Origin of the sequence: Yinghuangia aomiensis, from assembly GCF_039542225.1 — a bacterium.
Classification (GTDB): Bacteria; Actinomycetota; Actinomycetes; order Streptomycetales; family Streptomycetaceae; genus Yinghuangia; species Yinghuangia aomiensis.
This window is the reverse complement of record NZ_BAABHS010000005.1, coordinates 308,552-324,588: the sequence shown is the minus strand read 5'-3', so window position 1 is coordinate 324,588 and position 16,037 is coordinate 308,552. Positions and strand designations below refer to the sequence as shown.

Here is a 16,037-nt window from a genome sequence, read left to right as displayed (position 1 = left end):
GCACAGCGCGGGCCGACCGGGTGCCGCGCCGCCGGAAGGAGCACCGCCATGAAGGCCGCCGCCGAGCCGAGCCCCGCCACCGACACCGCAACCACGGGGGCCCTCGCCGTCGACGGCGCCGTGCTGCACTACCAATTGCGCGGCTCGGGACCGTTGTTGCTCATCGCGCAGAGCGGCGAGGGCGACGCGGACCGGAGCAACGACATGGCCGCGCACCTGGCCGACTCCTACACGGTCCTGACGTACGACCGCCGCGGCCTTTCGCGCAGCCGCCCGGCCGACCCCACCGTCGGAGCGTCGCTGGCACGGCACGCGGACGACGCACACCGACTCCTCACGGCGGTCACGGACCGGCCCGCCCTGATGCTCGGCTGCAGCCTGGGCGCCTCGATCGGGCTGCACCTGGCGGTCGCGCACCCCGAGCAGATCGCGGTCCTGATCGCCCACGAGCCGGTGACGCCGCGCCTGCTGCCCGCCGCGGAACGCGCCCGGCACGAGCACGAACTCGCCGAACTGCAGGACATCTACCGGCACGGCGGTCTGGCCGCGGCTTTCCCCGCCATCGCCCGCGTCCTCGGGATCGACCCGAAAAGCCGGGACGTCGAGCCCGACCTGACACCGCAGCCGCTCGACGCCGGTCGCCGGGCGAACTTCGCGTACTTCATCGAGCACGACTTCACCGCCGTCGTCCACGACACCCTCGACGTGGCGGCCCTCGCCCGCACCTCGACCCGGGTGATCCCGGCAGTCGGCGCCGCCACCCCCCACACCGTGTTCGACCACCAATGCGCCACGGCACTCGCCGCCCTCACCCGGACCACGACCGTGACCCTCCCCGGCGGGCACAACGGCAACACGACCCACCCTCGCGCCTACGCCGCGCGCCTGCGGGCACTGCTGGCCGACGCCGCGTAGCCGGCGGTCCGCGGGGGCGGCGTCGTCACGGTGACGCGCGCCGGGGTTCCCGCGGCGGAGGCTCCCGTCGCGGGTTCCGGTCCGGTCGATCGCCTTGCCCGGTGCAGACCGCGGTGGCGGCGAATCCGGGCGGCCGATGCCCCCGGCGGGCGCTGTCGGATCGCGGGTGTGGCGCGAACTCCCCGAAGGTGCTGGGGCGGTGTGCGTCCGAGCCGTCGGCGGTGACTCGTGTGCCGCCGGTGCGCCGGTCTGTCCCGCACCCGCCGGGCGGGGCCGTCCGCGGGGCGGTTGGGCCATGATGGGCTGCGGGGGCGCTACCGAGGGAAGGCGGCGGCACATGGGCACCGAAATCGAGCGCAAATTCCTCGTCGACGGCGACTGCCGGTTGCCGTCGGAAGGCCGGCCGGTCGTGCAGGGCTACATCGCGCCGGGCGACCCCGAGGTGCGGGTGCGCAGCGTGGGCGGCACGCACACCATCTGCGTGAAGACCGGATCGGGACTGGTCCGGGGCGAGACCGAAGTGGCGATCTCCGCGGAGCAGTTCGCCGCCCTGTGGCCCACGACCGCGGGTGCGCGGGTCGAGAAGACACGGTTCACCGTCGACGTCGGCGGGGGCGAGGCCGTCGTCGACGTCTACGCCGGCGCGCTGGCGGGCCTTCGGACGGTCGAGGTGGAGTTCGCGTCGGTCGAGGCCGCCGACGGCTTCGCGCCACCGGCGTGGTTCGGGCGCGAAGTGACCGGCGTCGAGGGCTATGGCAACCGCCACCTCGCGCGGTACGGAATCCCGACGGAGTAGGCGCTCCGGAGTCCGTGCACTGTTCATCCGTTGCCCGTGCCGGGCGGGGCAGGGCGGCGGCGCATGCGTCGTTCGCGCTGTGCCGCGACGTCGGCCACGGGCGCGGACAGCCACAGATCACGGGTGTACGGGTGCTCCGGGTTGCCGGTCACGGCCGCCGCGTCGCCGGTCTCCACGATCTCGCCGTGCCGCAGCACGGCGACACGGTGACTCATGAGCCGTACGACGGACAAGTCGTGCGAGACGAACAGGTAGGAAACCTGGGTCTGCTGCTGGATCTCCAGGAGAAGGTCCAGGACGCTGCGCTGGGTGGTCAGGTCGAGTGCCGACACCGGCTCGTCGCACACCACCAGCCGCGGACGCAGGGCGAGGGCACGGGCGATGGCGACACGCTGGCGCTGACCGCCCGAGAACTCGCGGGGCAGGCGCCCGGCGGCGTCGGCGGGCAGGTGCACGCGGTCGAGCAGGGACACCACCCGGGCGCGGGCCTCGGCGGTGCCGACACCGTGCCCGAGCAGCGGTTCGCCCAAGGTGTCGCCGATCGTGCGCGACGGGTTCAGGGACGTGTAGGGGTCTTGGAAGATCACTTGGAGGTCGCGGCCGAGCGCGCGGCGCCGCTTGCGGTCGGCGTCGTCGATCCGTTCGCCGTCGAAGGTGACGGTGCCCGAGGCGATCGGTGCCAGTCCGAGGACGGCCCGGCCCAGGGTGGTTTTGCCGGACCCGGATTCCCCGACCAGCCCGAGCGTTTCGCCGCGGCGGATGGAGAGGGAGACGCCCTTGAGGACTTCCTTGCCCGGTGCGCGCCATCCCTTGCCCCGGTAGGCCACGCGCAGGTCCGCGATGTCGAGGAGACGGTCGGTCATGCGGTGCTCCTTGCCGGATCCGGCCGCCAGGGGGCACGGGCCGGGACGTCGTCGAGGACGGCGTTCAGCAACTTCCGGGTGTACGGGGCGGTCGGCGTGTGCAGAACCCGGGCGGTGTCGCCGACTTCGACGATGCGGCCGGTCTGCATCACCGCAACGCGGTCGCACAGGTCCGCGACCACGCCGAGGTTGTGCGTGACGAGCAGCACTCCGAGTCGGCGTTCGTCGCGCAACCGGCGCAGCAGGTCCAGGATTTCGGCTTGCACGCGGACGTCCAGCGCGGTGGTCGGCTCGTCCGCGATCAGCAACTTGGGGTCGCACGAGATCGCGCCGGCGATGAGGACACGCTGTGCCATGCCGCCGGAGATCTCATGCGGATAGGAGTCGAACACCCGCTTGGGGTCGCGGATCTCGACCTCGCGCAGCAAGGCGAGAGCGCGTGTCGCGGCCTCTTTGCGGGACAGGCCCAGGACCACGCGCAGGGGTTCGGTCAGTTGGCTCCCGACGGTGAACGCGGGGTCGAGATTGCTCATCGGTTCCTGCGGCACATACGCAAGGGTCTTGCCGCGAAGAGCCCGGTAATCGCGCTCCGCGGCATGTGTGAGTTCGCGTCCTTCGACGAGGATGCTCCCGCGGGCGATCCGCCCCGCGGCCGGGAGCAGCCCCAGCACGGCGAACGCCGTCTGTGTCTTGCCGGAGCCGGATTCGCCGACCAGGCCCACGATTTCGCCGGGGGCGACGTCGAGGTCGACGCGGTGCACGACCCGGCGTTCGGTCCCGTCGGGAGTCGCGTAGGCGACGGCGAGGTCCCGCACGGACAGCAGCGCGGCGCGCTGCCCCGGTACCGCCGGGCTCGCGTCTTTCCGTTCCCGCGCGGGTTCCGGCGCCGGGGCGCGGCGCGTTCGGGCGGCGCGGGCGGGTGTCCCGCGGTCTTCCAAGGCGTCGCGCATCGCCGCGGCCAAGAGGACCAGCGCGGCGTTGGTGAGGCCGAGGGCGAGGCCGGGCCACAGCAGCAGCATGGGGGCGCGTTCGATACTCTTGAACGCTTCGTTGAGCATCGCTCCCCAGGTGGGGGTGTCGCCGCTGCCGACGCCGAGGAACTCCAGTCCGGCTTGCAGTCCGATGGCGATGCCGGCGACGAGGGCGACGGTGATGACGACCGGTCCGCGCACCACGATGAGCACGTGGCGGGTGACGATCCGGGTGTCGGAAAGGCCGGAGACTCGGGCGGCGTCGACGTACAGTTCGCCGCGCACCGTGGTGACGATGCCGCGGACCAGGCGGAAGAAGGCCGGGGCGACGAGCACGCCGAGCACGATCATCAGCGCCCACACGGTCGGGCCGATGACGGCGCGCGACGCGAGGAGGACGATCATCGCGGGCAGGGCCATCACCAGGTTCGCGCACCAGTCGGCGACGGCATCGAACCAGCCGCCGCGGTAGCCGGCCCACAGTCCGGCCGGCACGCCGAGTGCGAGGCCGATGCCGAGGGTGACGAGTGCGCCGAGCAGCGTCTCGCGGCCGCCGTACAGAAGCCGCGAGAGGATGTCGCGGCCTGCCGAGTCGGTGCCGAGCCAGTGTGCGCCGCTCGGGTCGGCGAAAGCGTCCTTGAGGCTCGCCGCGGCTGGGTCGCCGGGGGCCAGCAGCGGTGCCGCGAACGACGCGAGCACGACGACGGCCAGGAACGCCGCGGCAGTGGCGCCGAGCGGGTTGCGCATCAGGCGTCCGGCCAAGCCGCGTGCGGCGGTCGGCGGGGTGTCCGCCGCGGTGGTGAGCGCGGGTGCGTCGGTCATGCGGCGGCCCTCGCCTTCGGGTTGAGCCAGCCGATCGCGAGGTCGACGAGCAGGTTGATCAGGACGACACCGATGACGCTGACCATGACCACGGCCATGATCGCGGGAACGTCGCCGCGCGCCGTGTAGGTGACGGCCATACTGCCGATGCCGGGCAGGGCGAAGATCTGCTCGACCAAGACGGTGCCGCCGATGAGGCCGACGAACTGCATGCCGAGCACCGACAGCGCGGGTGCGGAGGCGTTGCGCAGCACGTGTTCGAGGACGACGCGGTGCGGCGGGAGGCCGCGGGCGCGCAGCGTGCGGACGTAGTCCTGGCGCAGTACGTCCGCGACCGCGCCGCGGACTTGTTGGGAGACGCCCGCGACCGCGCCGGTGGACAGGGCGATCACCGGAAGGGTGATCGTGGACAGCCAGCCGCCGGGCGATTCGGCGAAGGGGGTGTAGCCGATGGCCGGGAACCACTTGAGCTGGACCGCGAAGATCTGCACGAGCAGGAGGGTCAGCAGGAACCCGGGGACGGAGTATCCGAGGACGCCGAGGAATTGGATGCCCTTGTCGACGATGCCGCCTTGCCGCAGTCCGGCCCAGGTGCCCGCGAGGAACGAGACCACGCCGCTGACCAGAGTGACGCCGACCATGAGGCTCAGGGTGACCGGAAGCCGGGTGGAGACGGTCTGGTTGATGTCCTCACCTGTGTACCAGGACGTCCCCAGGTCGCCGCGCAGGGCATGGCCGAGCCAGTCGAAGTACTGGGCGGGCATGGGGCGGTCCAGGCCGAGTTGGGCGTTCTTCGCATCGATCTGGTCGGGGCGGGCGCCCATGCCCAGGACCTGCTGTCCGACGTCGATGTCCTGGACCGACAGGAGCAGGTAGGCGAGGAACGAGATCACGAAGAGGAGGAACAGCCCGGAGAGGACTCTTCGTACGGTGAAAAGGAGCATGGCTGTCGGCTTTCGGCGCCCGGAGGAACGGTCACTTGGCGGGGGTGTAGTTGTAGATCGAGGGGACGGCCATGCCGTCCTGGGGAACGACGTTCACGGTCCCGTCGGTGACGTGCAGGTAGGTCACGCGGTAGAAGGGCAGGAACCACGCCTGCTCGACGAGGTGTTGATTGAGTGCCTGGGCTTCGGCCTTCTCCTGGTCGCCGGTGTCCGTCTTCATCTTGGCCATCAGGTCCTGGATGGTCGGGTCGGTGTTGCCGAACATGTTGAACGGGCCCGGCGCGACCCAGTCGTTCGCGACCGCCCAGTCGTTCGAGTACTGGCCGAGGTTCATGACGAGCCCCGAGTACTGGCGGCCGGTGAAGACCTTCTGGGCGAACTGGGTGGGGTCGAATTGGTCCCAGACCAAGGTGACGCCGATGGCCTTGAAATCGGTCTGGAGGGAAGCGGCGAGGGCGTCGTTGACCATGCCGACGGGGCGCGGCAGCTTGAGGGTGAAGCCTTTGCCGAACCCGGCCTGGTCGAGGAGGGCCTTGGCCTTGGCCGGGTCATAGGTGTAGTAGGCGTCGAGTTCCTTCTTGTATCCGGGCGCCTGCGTGCCGAATACCTGGCTGGTGACCTCGCCCTTGCTGCGTTGCAGTGACCTGAGCATCGTCTGCCGGTCGACGGCGTAGTTGAGCGCCTGGCGCACGCGCACGTCCTTCAGCGCCGGGGTGAGGACGCCGTCGCGGTCGAGGAGCATCAGGCAGGAGAAGTCGAAGTTCTGTGGCGTGGACTTGGTCGTGAAGCCGGATTCCACGGCGAGCTGCTGGTCGGCGTCGAGCAGGACGGCCGCGTCGAGTTGGCCGGACTTGAGACCGTTGACGATGGCGGTCTCGTTGTCGAAGTAGTTGTACGTCACCGTCTTGTAGGGGAGCTTCGTGCCCCAGTACTGGTCGTTGCGCTCGTAGACCCACTTGGTGCCGGTGACCGTCTTCGCGGTGTTCAGCTTGTACGGCCCGGTGCCGTCCGGGGTCGCCTTCAGGCTCTCGGGCTGCGCGAACTTGGCCGGGTTGGCCATGAGGCCGGCCGAGTCGCTGAGGTAGTAGAGCATGGCCGGGTTGGGCTGCTTGAGCTTGAGGTCGACATGCGCGGGGTCGACCACGTCGACGGCCTCGAGGTCGGTGAGCCAGCGGGTGTTGGAGCCGGGCGTGTTCTTGAAGCGTTCGAGGTTGGCTTTGACGGCTTCGGCGTTGAACGGCGTGCCGTCACCGAAGGCCACGCCTTGGCGGAGGGTCAGGCTGAGCTTGGTACGCGTCGGGTCGAGATCCCACGCGGTGGCGAGCATGGGGCTGTAGCTGCCGTCCGGTTCACGCTTGATCAGCGTGTCGTACACCGCCTGGTAGTACGGCAGCGCGCTGCCGATGGCGTTCACCGGGTCGAAGCCCTGCGGCGCCGTCCGCGAACCGATGGTCAGGCTGTCGGTGCCGCCGCCCGTGGTGCCGGCGCACCCGGTCAGCAGAAGCGCACTGGCGGCAATCGAGGCGCCGATTCTCGGCAAGGGCTGCGTGCGCATGGATCTCTCCAAACGAAAGGGGATGGGGATCGCCGGTCCCGGACCTCGGGCGCGACCAAACGCCCTGCGGTGGCGCGGCGAGGCTTTCTCCCGCGGCCGGGACGTGCCGACATCTTTTTTCACGCACGTGAATTCGGCAAGGGCGGAAGCCTGCGATTGTCGACACGTGACCGAAAAGTGATTTTCCGTCGGGTGTAAAAAATCCTTCATCCTGGCGGTCCGCCCTCGGTCGGCCAGGCATGAGCCCGGGTCGGCCGCGGATGCGGAGGTGGCCTCGGGGTGCGCTCGGTCCTATTTTTCTCGACCGTGAGAAAGTCATTGACGGTGTGTTCGGCGGGCGTCTACGGTCGGGGGCCGGAGCCACCCCGAAGCCCGCGGAGGCGGAGGCAGGCGCCGATGTGGCGCCGCGGACCGGTTCCCGCGCCTCGATCGGAAGGTCCACGGAGGTCGATCCGTGCTGTCGACAGCGCGGCGCCGCACACATCGAAGGAGTCCTCATGGCCGTCCCCGCGCACCGTCCGCAGACACCGGACGGGTTCGACTGGCCCGCCGGCTTCCTGTTCGGCGCATCGACCTCCCCGCACCAGGTCGAAGGCAACAACGTGTCGAGCGATTGGTGGGTGCGCGAGCACAGCGAGAATCCGGGTCCGATTCCCATCACCGAACCGAGCGGCGACGCGGTGGACCACTTCCACCGCTGGCCCGAAGACATGGACCTGCTCCGCGATCTCGGCTTCAACGCCTACCGGTTCGGCATCGAGTGGGCTCGCATCGAGCCGGAACCCGGAAACATCTCGCGTGCCATGCTGGAGCACTACCGAGGCATGATCCGCGGCGCCGTCGAGCGCGGTCTCACCCCCGTGGTGACCCTGCACCACTTCACCTCGCCCTACTGGTTCGACGCACGCGGCGGATGGCTCGCGCCGGACGCCGCCGACGTGTTCGCGAACTACGCGACCGTCGCTGCGGAGATCCTCGGCGAGGGCGTCGAGTATGTCGCCACGATCAACGAGCCGAACATGATCACGCTGGTCAACGGGCTCATGGCGCCCGACGGCGACACCCCGGACGTCCCCACCATGGCCGCGCTGGTGCCGCATCAGCCGAGCACCGACGCCCTGATCCGGGCGCACAAAGCCGCGGTCAAGGCCGTCAAGGCCGTGCACCCGCACCTCAAACTCGGCTGGACGATCGCCAACCAGGTCTTCCAGGCCGAGCCCGGTGCCGAGGCGGAGGCGGAGGCCTACGCCTGGCCCCGCGAGAACGTGTTCCTCGACGCCTCCCGGGACGACGACTGGGTGGGCGTGCAGTCCTACTCCCGCACACGCCTCGGCAAGGACGGGCCGATTCCGCACGCCGAGGACACTCCCCGGACCTTGGTCGGTCTGGAGTACTACCCTCCGGCCCTCGGCGAGGCCGTCCGGCAGACCGCGGCGGCGGTCGGGCCGGACGTGGCGATCCTGGTCACCGAGAACGGCATCGCTGCCGACGACGACACCCAGCGCATCGCTTACACCGCCGGCGCCCTCGAAGGCTTGGCCGCCGCAAGCGCCGACGGGATAGACGTCCGTGCCTACCTGCACTGGTCGGCCCTGGACAACTACGAATGGGGCTCGTACCACTTCACCTTCGGCCTCATCCATGTCGACCGGACGACATTCGTGCGCACACCCAAGCCGTCGGCATACTGGCTCGGCAGCATCGCCCGCGAACTGAAAAGCTGATCAGCGGCCTTGACCGGGCCTCGGCCCCGGCCACGACGAACGCCAGGCTGAACGCGAACGGGGCTTCGGGGACAAGCCGTTTCGCTTCGGCGGCGTAGGGGCCGTCGCCGGAAACGCCGACCGCGCCGCTTTTCTTACTGCCGTAAAATGTCAGTCGTCCGGGTCGGTACGACAAGGGAAGCAGTCTTGGACGGCAGCAAGCGCGGTCGGGGTAGGCCTGCTCGTATCGACCGGGAGCGGATCGTCCAGGTCGCCCTCGCCTTGCAGGAGGATGGGCGGCCGCTCAGCATGCAGGCCGTCGCCGACCGCCTCGGCGTCCAGCGCCCCGCGCTCTACCACCACGTCGCCGATCGCGATGCCCTCGTGGCCCTCGTCGCCGCCGCACGCATCGAGGAGGCCATGGACGAGTCCTGGATGCCCGCGGACGGCGCGGACTGGCGCACTTGGCTGGAAGCGTTCGCACGCGCCTCTCGCGCGTCGTTGTCGGAGCTGACCGAGCCCGCCGAGTACCAACTGTTCGTCGGCTCCGTGGGCCGACGCCAACTCGACCAGGTCGAAAAGCTGTTCGCGGTCCTGCTGCGCGACGGCTTCGCCGCCCGCACCGCAGGACTTGCCGTCACCCTCGTCGGGGAACTCGTCCACGCCAACGTCCGGTCGGTCCTGGTCCTGCGCCAGTACGACGCCGAACCCCACCGCGCCTCCATCGCCTCCGTCGTCGCCCAAGACTCCGAAGCCTTCCCGGCGCTCCGTGCCGTGGTCGCGGAAGGCTACGACGCCGACGTCCAGTTCGACTTCGACCTCGAAGCCGTACTCACCGCTCTCGAACACATGCGTCGGTGACGGTTGCCCGCGGGCGTGCCGTCTCCGGCGCATCCGCCCGGGCGTCGAGGCGTCCGCCGGTCGGCTGTGGTGCACGGCAGCGCCCGGGGACGCCGTCGGCGCAGCGGCCGTCTCGGCGGAGTCGGGTGGCTGTTGCCCTAGGCTGCAAGTCCGCGTTCGGAACCGGGAGACGGATGCACGGCAACGCCCATGACGACCCTGCGCCGGGTGAAGTCCCCGTGGAGGGCGGCCAGGCCGGGGAGCAGGCGACGCCGGAAGGGCTTTTGGTCACGCGTGCGGTGGAGGGTGACGACGCCGCGTTCGAGGTGCTGGTGCGTGGCCATGCGCCTCAGCTGCTTGCCTTGGCTTCCCGGCTGCTGGGTAGTGCGGCCGAGGCGGAGGACGCGGTTCAGGACGCGCTGGTCACGGCGTGGCGGCGGCTGCCCGAGTTCCGTCGCGAGGCGGCGTTCGGGACGTGGTTGTTCCGGATCACCACCAACCGCTGCCTGAACATCCTGCGTGCGCGGCCCGCGACCCGTCCTCTCGACGCGGCCCCGGAACCGCCCATGGCCGACCCCGCGCTCGACCCGCCGCGCGCCGCCGAGTCCGCGGCGTCCGCGAGGGCGCTGAACGTGGCACTTGCCGCCCTCACCGCGGATCAGCGTGCATGCTGGGTACTGCGGGAGCTGCACGGAATGTCGTACGAGGAGATCGCCGATGTCGTCGGCATAGCGGAACCGGCGGTACGCGGCCGTCTGTTCCGCGCCCGCCGCGGCCTGATGGAGGCGATGCAGCCATGGCGCTAGAACCGCACCCGGCACCGGGTGACGACGACGAAGTCCTGCCGTGCGGGGCATCGCTTGCCGAGCTGTGGGACACCGGCCGGCCTCCCGCGGGCCACGGAACATGCCCGGACTGCCGCGACGCCGTGTCCGGCATGGAGGCATTGCACGTGGTGGTCGCCGATGCCATGGCGCCCGGCCGCCCCGACGAGGCACGGCAGGCGGACTTCGCCGCCCGGGTCATGGACGTCGTCCGCACCGAACTGCGCCCCGGCCCCCTGGTACCGCTCGGCATCGCGGAGACCGGTTCCGGCGGGGAAGGACAGCCTGGGGATGAGCCCGGGACACCCGAGGAGTCCGACGACTGGATCACCGAGGCTGCCGCGGCGCGCGTGCTGCGGGCCGCCGCGGAACGCGAACCGGGTGTGTGGGCGGGGAGCTGCCGGATCCGTCCGCTGGGCGGGTCCGACCGCGCGCATCCGGCACAGCGCCTGCCGCGTGAACCGCTGTGGGTCCGCATCGAGATCGCCGTGGCGTCCGTACCGTCCCTGACCGATACCGCCGAGCGTGTGCGACTGCGCGTCCTGGAGACCGCCGACCGCCACCTGGGCATGGACGTGGCGGCGGTCGATGTGGCGGTCGTGGAACTGCGTGACGAACCGCCGTCCGCCCCGCCCCGGAGGATACTGCGATGACCCTGCGCTATACCCCTGCGCCGACCACCCCTGGGCCGGCTCGCAGGCTGGCCTTGGCCGCCGCCGAGGCGGCGCGCCGTGTACCGGGAGTTGCCTACCTCAGCCCCGGTGTCCGCGGCGGCGACGTGCGGCGTGCGCGGCGCGTTCCGGATCAGGCGGCGGGCGTCACCGTCACCACCCGCGAGGGCGGCTGGCACGTCCGCATCCACCTCGCCGTGTACGAGGGGCACCACGTGGCGTCCGTCGCAGGTGCGGTGCGCGCGGCTGTCGTCGGCGCCCTGCGGTCCGCGATGCCGACGTGGCCGGACGGGAGCGGGCAGGAGCCGCGCGTGGGGCCGCCTGCAGGTGCTCGTGCGGAGTTGGTGGCGGTCGGTGTCGTGGTGACCGCGGTGCTCGCGGCGCCGCGCTGACGTCGGGGCACGCCTGTTCCCGCTGCGCCGATCGGGTGGAGCGGAAAAGAAGTTCGCGATGGTGCGTGAGGAATCCGCGGCCGGCGTGTCCAAGGGGTACTGGACATCACCGGACCGGGCCGTCGCCGGCCCGCGACAAGGAGGACGACTGTGAGCACCGCGACGAAGACCGACACCGCCGCTTCGACCCCGTCCGCGCGCCGCGCCGAGGACCGGAGCCCGGCCGTCGCCGCGCAGCCGGGGCAGGAGGTCGCCGTGCCGGCGTTCGCCGTCCCGGCAGACCGCGGCCGTACGTCCATCGCCGACCCGGTGGTCGGGAAGATCGCCGGGATGGCCGCCCGAGAGGTGCCCGGCGTGTACGCGTTCGGCGGCAGCCTCACCCGGGCGCTCGGCGCCGTCCGCGACCGGGTCCCGGGCGGGCGTCCCAGCGTCACCCGCGGCGTCAAGGTCGAGGTCGGCGAGAAGCAGACCGCGATCGACCTGGAGATCGTCGTCGAGTACGGCGTGGCGATCGGCGAACTCGCCTACGAAGTGCGCGAGAACGTCGTCTCCGCCATCGAGCGGATGACCTCGCTGGAGGTCGTCGAGGTCAACATCGCCGTCACCGACATCCACATTCCCGGCGACGAAGACTCCGCGGGCACGCGCGTCGAGTGATGGCGCCGCATGCTGCCGACGCGGCGGGGGGCTCGCGCATCCTGATCGTCGTTCAGGGCCGGTCGTGCCGGCGAACCGGACGCCGACTGCACCGCGCTCGCGTCGTCCACTTCGCCAGGGGCGGGCATTCGTTGCCGGCCGTGGCGCGGATTGCCCCGGCGTGCGCTGTTCCGTCGTACGGATGGCGATGTGCCGGGCGTCCGGGTGACGTGTCGGCGTCGGCGGTGACCGGGGCGCTCCCGTCGTCGTTTCCTCCGGGAGGGCGCCGAACGGCGCCGCCCCGACGGGAAATGGGAGATGCCATGAAGGTCATCAAGAAGGCGGCGGTCGTCGCCGGTGGAGTTGCCGCCCTGGTTCTGGCCGGCTCCGGTGCCGCGTTCGCGGGTGCCGACGCGAACGGTGCGGCGGTCGGCTCGCCGGGCGTGCTGTCCGGCAACGTCGTCCAGATCCCGGTCCACGTTCCGGTCAACGTCTGCGGCAACACCGTCAACGTCATCGGCCTGCTGAACCCGGCCGTCGGCAACGTCTGCGCCAACGTCGACGGCGGGCACCACGGCATGCCCGAGATGATGCCGGAGATGGGCTCGGGCCACCACGGCGGCTGACGGCCGCAGAGGGTGACGGCGGCACGCGGCCGACGCCGGGGTTCCTCGTCCCGGCGCCGGCCGCGTGCCGTGTCGCGAGATCGTCGGCGCGACCAAGTCGCCGCGGCCGATCCTCCGACGTGGGGTCAGTGGCCGCGGGAGAGTTGGATGAGCGAGCCGTCCGCGGCGCCGCTCACCACGATCGAGCCGTCGGGACGTGCGACGACGTCGGACGTGTAGGTGAATCCGGGGATCAGCGTGATCCCGGTGAGCTTGGTGGGCAGCCCGGTCGCGAGCGTGGTCCGGCTCTTGGTTCCGGGGACGATGCGGATCAGGCTGCCGGGCAAGTCGGCGTTCTCCCGGGCGGCGCCCGCGGCGTCCACGACGAGGAGCCGGCCCTGGTCGTCGAGGGTGACGCCTTCGGGTTTGGCCAGGCCGTCGGCGACCGTGCGGAGGAGTCCGCCTTGGGCGGGGACCGCGACCACGCGTCCGGCGCCGGCCTCCGCGATGTAGACCTGCTGCGTGCCCGGGTCGTAGGCGAGACCGGCCGGGGAGGTGAGTCCGGTGGCGATCACGGTCTTCGTCCCGGTGGCCAGGTCGATCCGGTAGACGGTGCCCAGGACTTCGTCGGTCAGCAGCAGCGTGCCGGCCGGGCCCTGCCGGACGTGCCAGGGGATGGCGAACCCGCTCGCGACGACGCTTTGGGCGCCGGTGGCCAGGTCGCGCTTCATCAGGCGGCCGGGGCGCGACGAGTCGAGCCAGTCGGTGTAGTAGACCGTGTCGCCGATCCGCACGGCGCCGGGGGTGACGCCTTGGTTCCCGTCGACGAGGAACTGCGACAGCGTGGTCACTTGGCCGCGGGAGTTCACCGACGCGAGTGAGGTGCCGCCTGCGACGAGGAGCGAACCGTCGGCGTTCAGGCTCAACGAGGTCGGGGTGGCCAGAGCCCCGGCGGGGAAGACCTGCGTCAGGCCGCACGTGCGGGGGTTCACCCGCTGGACGCCGCCCTGTACGAAGTTCGAGACGTAGATCGCGCCGTCGTGCGGATCGATCACCAGGTTGTCGAAGGCGGCGCCGGTTCCGGTGGCGAGCAGCGTCTTCTCGCCGGAAGTCCGGTCCACGCGCCAGACGTTGCCCCGGCCCGGGAGGTTCTCGACGACGACGAGCGGTTCGGCCGGGTCGAGGCTCTTGGGCGTCACCTTCACGGCCGACACCATGCCGGAGAACACGGCGGGAAGCCGGGTGACGGAAGCGGGGTCGCCCGGGTCCACGACCGCGATCCGCCCGGCGTAGTACTCGGGAACGTAGGCCAGGCCGTCGGACGCCATGCCGAAGCCCTCGGGCACGTGGAGCCGGTCGGTTATCCGGACCGGGGCCGCGGTGCCCTGCGGGTCGACCTGCCAGAGTCCGCCCGGATGCGCGGGGTCGAACGCCAGGTCGCTGACGAACAGCCGCCCGTCGGGCGCGAAGGCGATGCCGTTCGGCCCGGTGATCCCGTCCGTCACGTCGGCGGCGACGGTGGTCCGCCCGCTTCCGTCGGGTGCCATGCGGACGACGGACTTCTTCAGGGCGTTGGTGATGTAGAGGTTCCCGTCGGGGCCCACGGCCACATCGTCCGGGGACTGCAGGGACTCGCCCACGGGGTCGGTGTCGTCGGCGATGCGCACCGCGGCACCGGTGGCGAGGTCGATGCGGGTGATGCGGTTCACCAGGGCTTGGGCCACGTACAGGTGCCCCTGGCCGTCGAGCGCCATTCCGTTGACCGAGGGCAGCGGATTGGGCCGCACCAAGTAGCGGGCGCTGTAGCTGCTGTCCGTCGCCGTCGCCTGGGCGGTCTCGGGTGCTGCGGCGCCGGGCGTCGCCGCGAGCAGCGGAGTCGCGGCGGCGAGAAGCAGCACGACGGACCGCGGGCTCGCCGACCGGCCGTGCGGGCCCGACCTGCTCCTTCGGATCATCCTGGACACCTCCATGTCCTCGTGGCGCACACCGGCGGCAGCTGCGTGTCGGGCGTGCGGATCAACCGAGAGATTCGGCCTGGGCGGCGGCCACCGGCCTGCATCACGCGCCGCGGCGCCCGGTTGCCGGGCACCTCGTGGCAGGCACCAAGACGATGGCAGGCGCTACTCGCGGGCTACCGGCGATCTGCGCACGCCGGACCGGCCTTTCACGCACGGTTTCTGGCAGGAGCCAAACCGGGGACCGAACCACGTGATGCCGAGGAGGCGGCGGCCGCACGGGAGGGCCGGCTGCGTGCGAGGGACAGCCGGGCCCGCGACGCGCCGGTGCCCGGACGCCGAGGAAGTCCGCGAGGTTTACTCGGCTGTTCCCGCAAGGGTCTCCCGGCGGTACTCGCCCGGGGTGGTGCCGTACCGGCGCCGGAAGCCGCGGGTGAGGACGCCGGGGTCGGTGAAACCGACGGACCACGCGACCGAGGTGACGGAATGGTGCCGTTGCCGGGGGTCGGCGAGCCTGCGCCGGGCTTCGTCGAGGCGGGTGTCGCGGATGAATCCGGCGGGGGAGCTGCCGCCGTCGCGGAAGACGAGGTCGACGTAGCGGGTCGAGACGCCGAATGCGGCGGCGAGCGCTCGCGGGGACAGGCCCGGGTCGGCCAGGTGGATGCGGACGAACTCCCGCATGCGTACCAGTTGGGCGCGCCGGGACAGCTGCGCGCCGGAGCCCCACGTGCCGGTTTCCGGGGCGGTGCGGAGCGTGGACACCAGCAGCTCGTACACGGTGTGCCCGAGGTCGGCAAGGGTGTCGGGCGGGCGCCCGTGCGGTCCGCGGACGAGTTCGGTGACGACCGCGTTGAGCACCCGCAGCGTCGGGTCCTCGGCCGGGATGATGCGGCCGAGCGCGGGTGCGGAACCCACGTCCCGCCGGACCGCGGCGCGTGGCACATGTATGGACAGGTAGTGGGCGAAGGCGTCGGCGGTGAGCGCGTAGGGCTGGGTCGAGTCGACCAGCACGGCGTCGCCTTGGCGCAGCCGGTTGTGGTGTGTGCCGACGGCGGCCTGGCTGGGCCGCACGGCGAGCAGGAGGAGATAGAAGTCGACCGGGTTTCGCCGGATGAGGCGTGGAGTGCGGGCGACGCGCACCGGGTCGGAGGCGACATCGCTGATGCTGACGGCGCCGAAGTGGTGGATGTCCACCCAGCCGGTGTAGCTGCTGGGGGCGGCCGGGCGGAGTGGGGTGGCGTCCAACTGGAAGATCGCGTCGCGCAGGACGTCGCGCCACGTTTCGACGTCGGGCGCGGAGCCGGCCCGGTGGGCGGGGCCGGGGCGTGCCGCGGACCGGCGGCGGCCGTCCGGACCGATGCGGTGGCGTGGGGCGGTCCGGGGGCCGGAGTGCGCAAGCGACCCTCGTTGTGGAGTGTCGTTGCCACGGGGACGTGTCACGCGGCCAACCTTCCGTCTGACGGGGCGCATTGGGGGATCGTCCGCCTGGCGGCGGTGCCCCATCGTAGGACCGCGTGCCGAATGCGTCCGGCGGGGATGTCTTCC

At 71.4% G+C, this 16,037-nt stretch carries 15 protein-coding genes; 9 read left to right on the top strand and 6 right to left on the bottom strand.

The window, feature by feature from the left end; translation table 11 throughout:
* The first annotated feature begins 48 nt into the window (after window positions 1-48).
* Complete coding sequence (locus ABEA93_RS09345) at window positions 49-915, top strand: alpha/beta fold hydrolase (RefSeq protein ID WP_345674892.1); 867 nt, start codon at window positions 49-51, stop codon at window positions 913-915.
* A 337-nt stretch (window positions 916-1,252) separates the two neighbouring features.
* Window positions 1,253-1,711, top strand: a complete 459-nt coding sequence (locus ABEA93_RS09340) for a CYTH domain-containing protein (RefSeq protein ID WP_345674891.1) — start codon at window positions 1,253-1,255, stop codon at window positions 1,709-1,711.
* Window positions 1,712-1,734: 23 nt separating this feature from the next.
* Here ABEA93_RS09340 and ABEA93_RS09335 read toward each other — a convergent pair whose 3' ends face one another.
* From ABEA93_RS09335 to ABEA93_RS09320, 4 genes are read right to left on the bottom strand one after another with little or no spacing between them, the layout of a single operon-like run.
* Complete coding sequence (locus ABEA93_RS09335) at window positions 1,735-2,574, bottom strand: ABC transporter ATP-binding protein (RefSeq protein WP_345674890.1); 840 nt, start codon at window positions 2,572-2,574, stop codon at window positions 1,735-1,737.
* Window positions 2,571-4,367, bottom strand: a complete 1,797-nt coding sequence (locus ABEA93_RS09330) for an ATP-binding cassette domain-containing protein (protein WP_345674889.1) — start codon at window positions 4,365-4,367, stop codon at window positions 2,571-2,573. Before ABEA93_RS09330 ends, ABEA93_RS09335 begins: the two co-directional genes overlap by 4 nt.
* Window positions 4,364-5,311, bottom strand: a complete 948-nt coding sequence (locus tag ABEA93_RS09325) for an ABC transporter permease (protein ID WP_345674888.1) — start codon at window positions 5,309-5,311, stop codon at window positions 4,364-4,366. The genes ABEA93_RS09330 and ABEA93_RS09325 overlap by 4 nt, the downstream gene beginning before the upstream one ends.
* 31 nt (window positions 5,312-5,342) lie before the next feature.
* Window positions 5,343-6,866, bottom strand: coding sequence for an ABC transporter substrate-binding protein (locus ABEA93_RS09320; RefSeq protein ID WP_345674887.1), 1,524 nt, complete (start codon window positions 6,864-6,866; stop codon window positions 5,343-5,345).
* 497 nt (window positions 6,867-7,363) lie between these two features.
* Here ABEA93_RS09320 and ABEA93_RS09315 point away from each other — a divergent pair, with 497 nt between their 5' ends.
* From ABEA93_RS09315 to ABEA93_RS09285, 7 genes are all read left to right on the top strand, one after another.
* The gene (locus ABEA93_RS09315) at window positions 7,364-8,590 is read left to right on the top strand and encodes a family 1 glycosylhydrolase (protein ID WP_345674886.1); all 1,227 of its coding nucleotides are present in this window, start codon (window positions 7,364-7,366) and stop codon (window positions 8,588-8,590) included.
* Window positions 8,591-8,776: 186 nt separating this feature from the next.
* Window positions 8,777-9,430, top strand: a complete 654-nt coding sequence (locus ABEA93_RS09310) for a TetR/AcrR family transcriptional regulator C-terminal domain-containing protein (protein ID WP_345674885.1) — start codon at window positions 8,777-8,779, stop codon at window positions 9,428-9,430.
* Between the two features lie 173 nt (window positions 9,431-9,603).
* On the top strand, window positions 9,604-10,215 hold the full coding sequence (locus tag ABEA93_RS09305; RefSeq protein WP_345674884.1) for an RNA polymerase sigma factor: 612 nt from the start codon (window positions 9,604-9,606) through the stop codon (window positions 10,213-10,215).
* The gene (locus tag ABEA93_RS09300) at window positions 10,206-10,886 is read left to right on the top strand and encodes a hypothetical protein (RefSeq protein WP_345674883.1); all 681 of its coding nucleotides are present in this window, start codon (window positions 10,206-10,208) and stop codon (window positions 10,884-10,886) included. Before ABEA93_RS09305 ends, ABEA93_RS09300 begins: the two co-directional genes overlap by 10 nt.
* Window positions 10,883-11,296: a hypothetical protein gene (locus ABEA93_RS09295; RefSeq protein ID WP_345674882.1), complete on the top strand. Its 414-nt coding sequence runs from the start codon at window positions 10,883-10,885 to the stop codon at window positions 11,294-11,296. The genes ABEA93_RS09300 and ABEA93_RS09295 overlap by 4 nt, the downstream gene beginning before the upstream one ends.
* Window positions 11,297-11,446: 150 nt before the next feature.
* Window positions 11,447-11,953, top strand: coding sequence for an Asp23/Gls24 family envelope stress response protein (locus tag ABEA93_RS09290; RefSeq protein ID WP_345674881.1), 507 nt, complete (start codon window positions 11,447-11,449; stop codon window positions 11,951-11,953).
* Between the two features lie 302 nt (window positions 11,954-12,255).
* The gene (locus tag ABEA93_RS09285; protein WP_345674880.1) at window positions 12,256-12,558 is read left to right on the top strand and encodes a chaplin; all 303 of its coding nucleotides are present in this window, start codon (window positions 12,256-12,258) and stop codon (window positions 12,556-12,558) included.
* 125 nt (window positions 12,559-12,683) lie between these two features.
* On the opposite strand, the gene ABEA93_RS09280 is transcribed toward ABEA93_RS09285, so the two are convergent.
* A complete protein-coding gene (locus tag ABEA93_RS09280; protein ID WP_345674879.1) occupies window positions 12,684-14,492 on the bottom strand; it encodes a hypothetical protein in 1,809 nt (602 codons plus the stop codon).
* 357 nt (window positions 14,493-14,849) lie between these two features.
* Window positions 14,850-15,932, bottom strand: a complete 1,083-nt coding sequence (locus ABEA93_RS09275) for a helix-turn-helix domain-containing protein (protein ID WP_345674878.1) — start codon at window positions 15,930-15,932, stop codon at window positions 14,850-14,852.
* Between the last annotated feature and the right edge of the window lie 105 nt (window positions 15,933-16,037).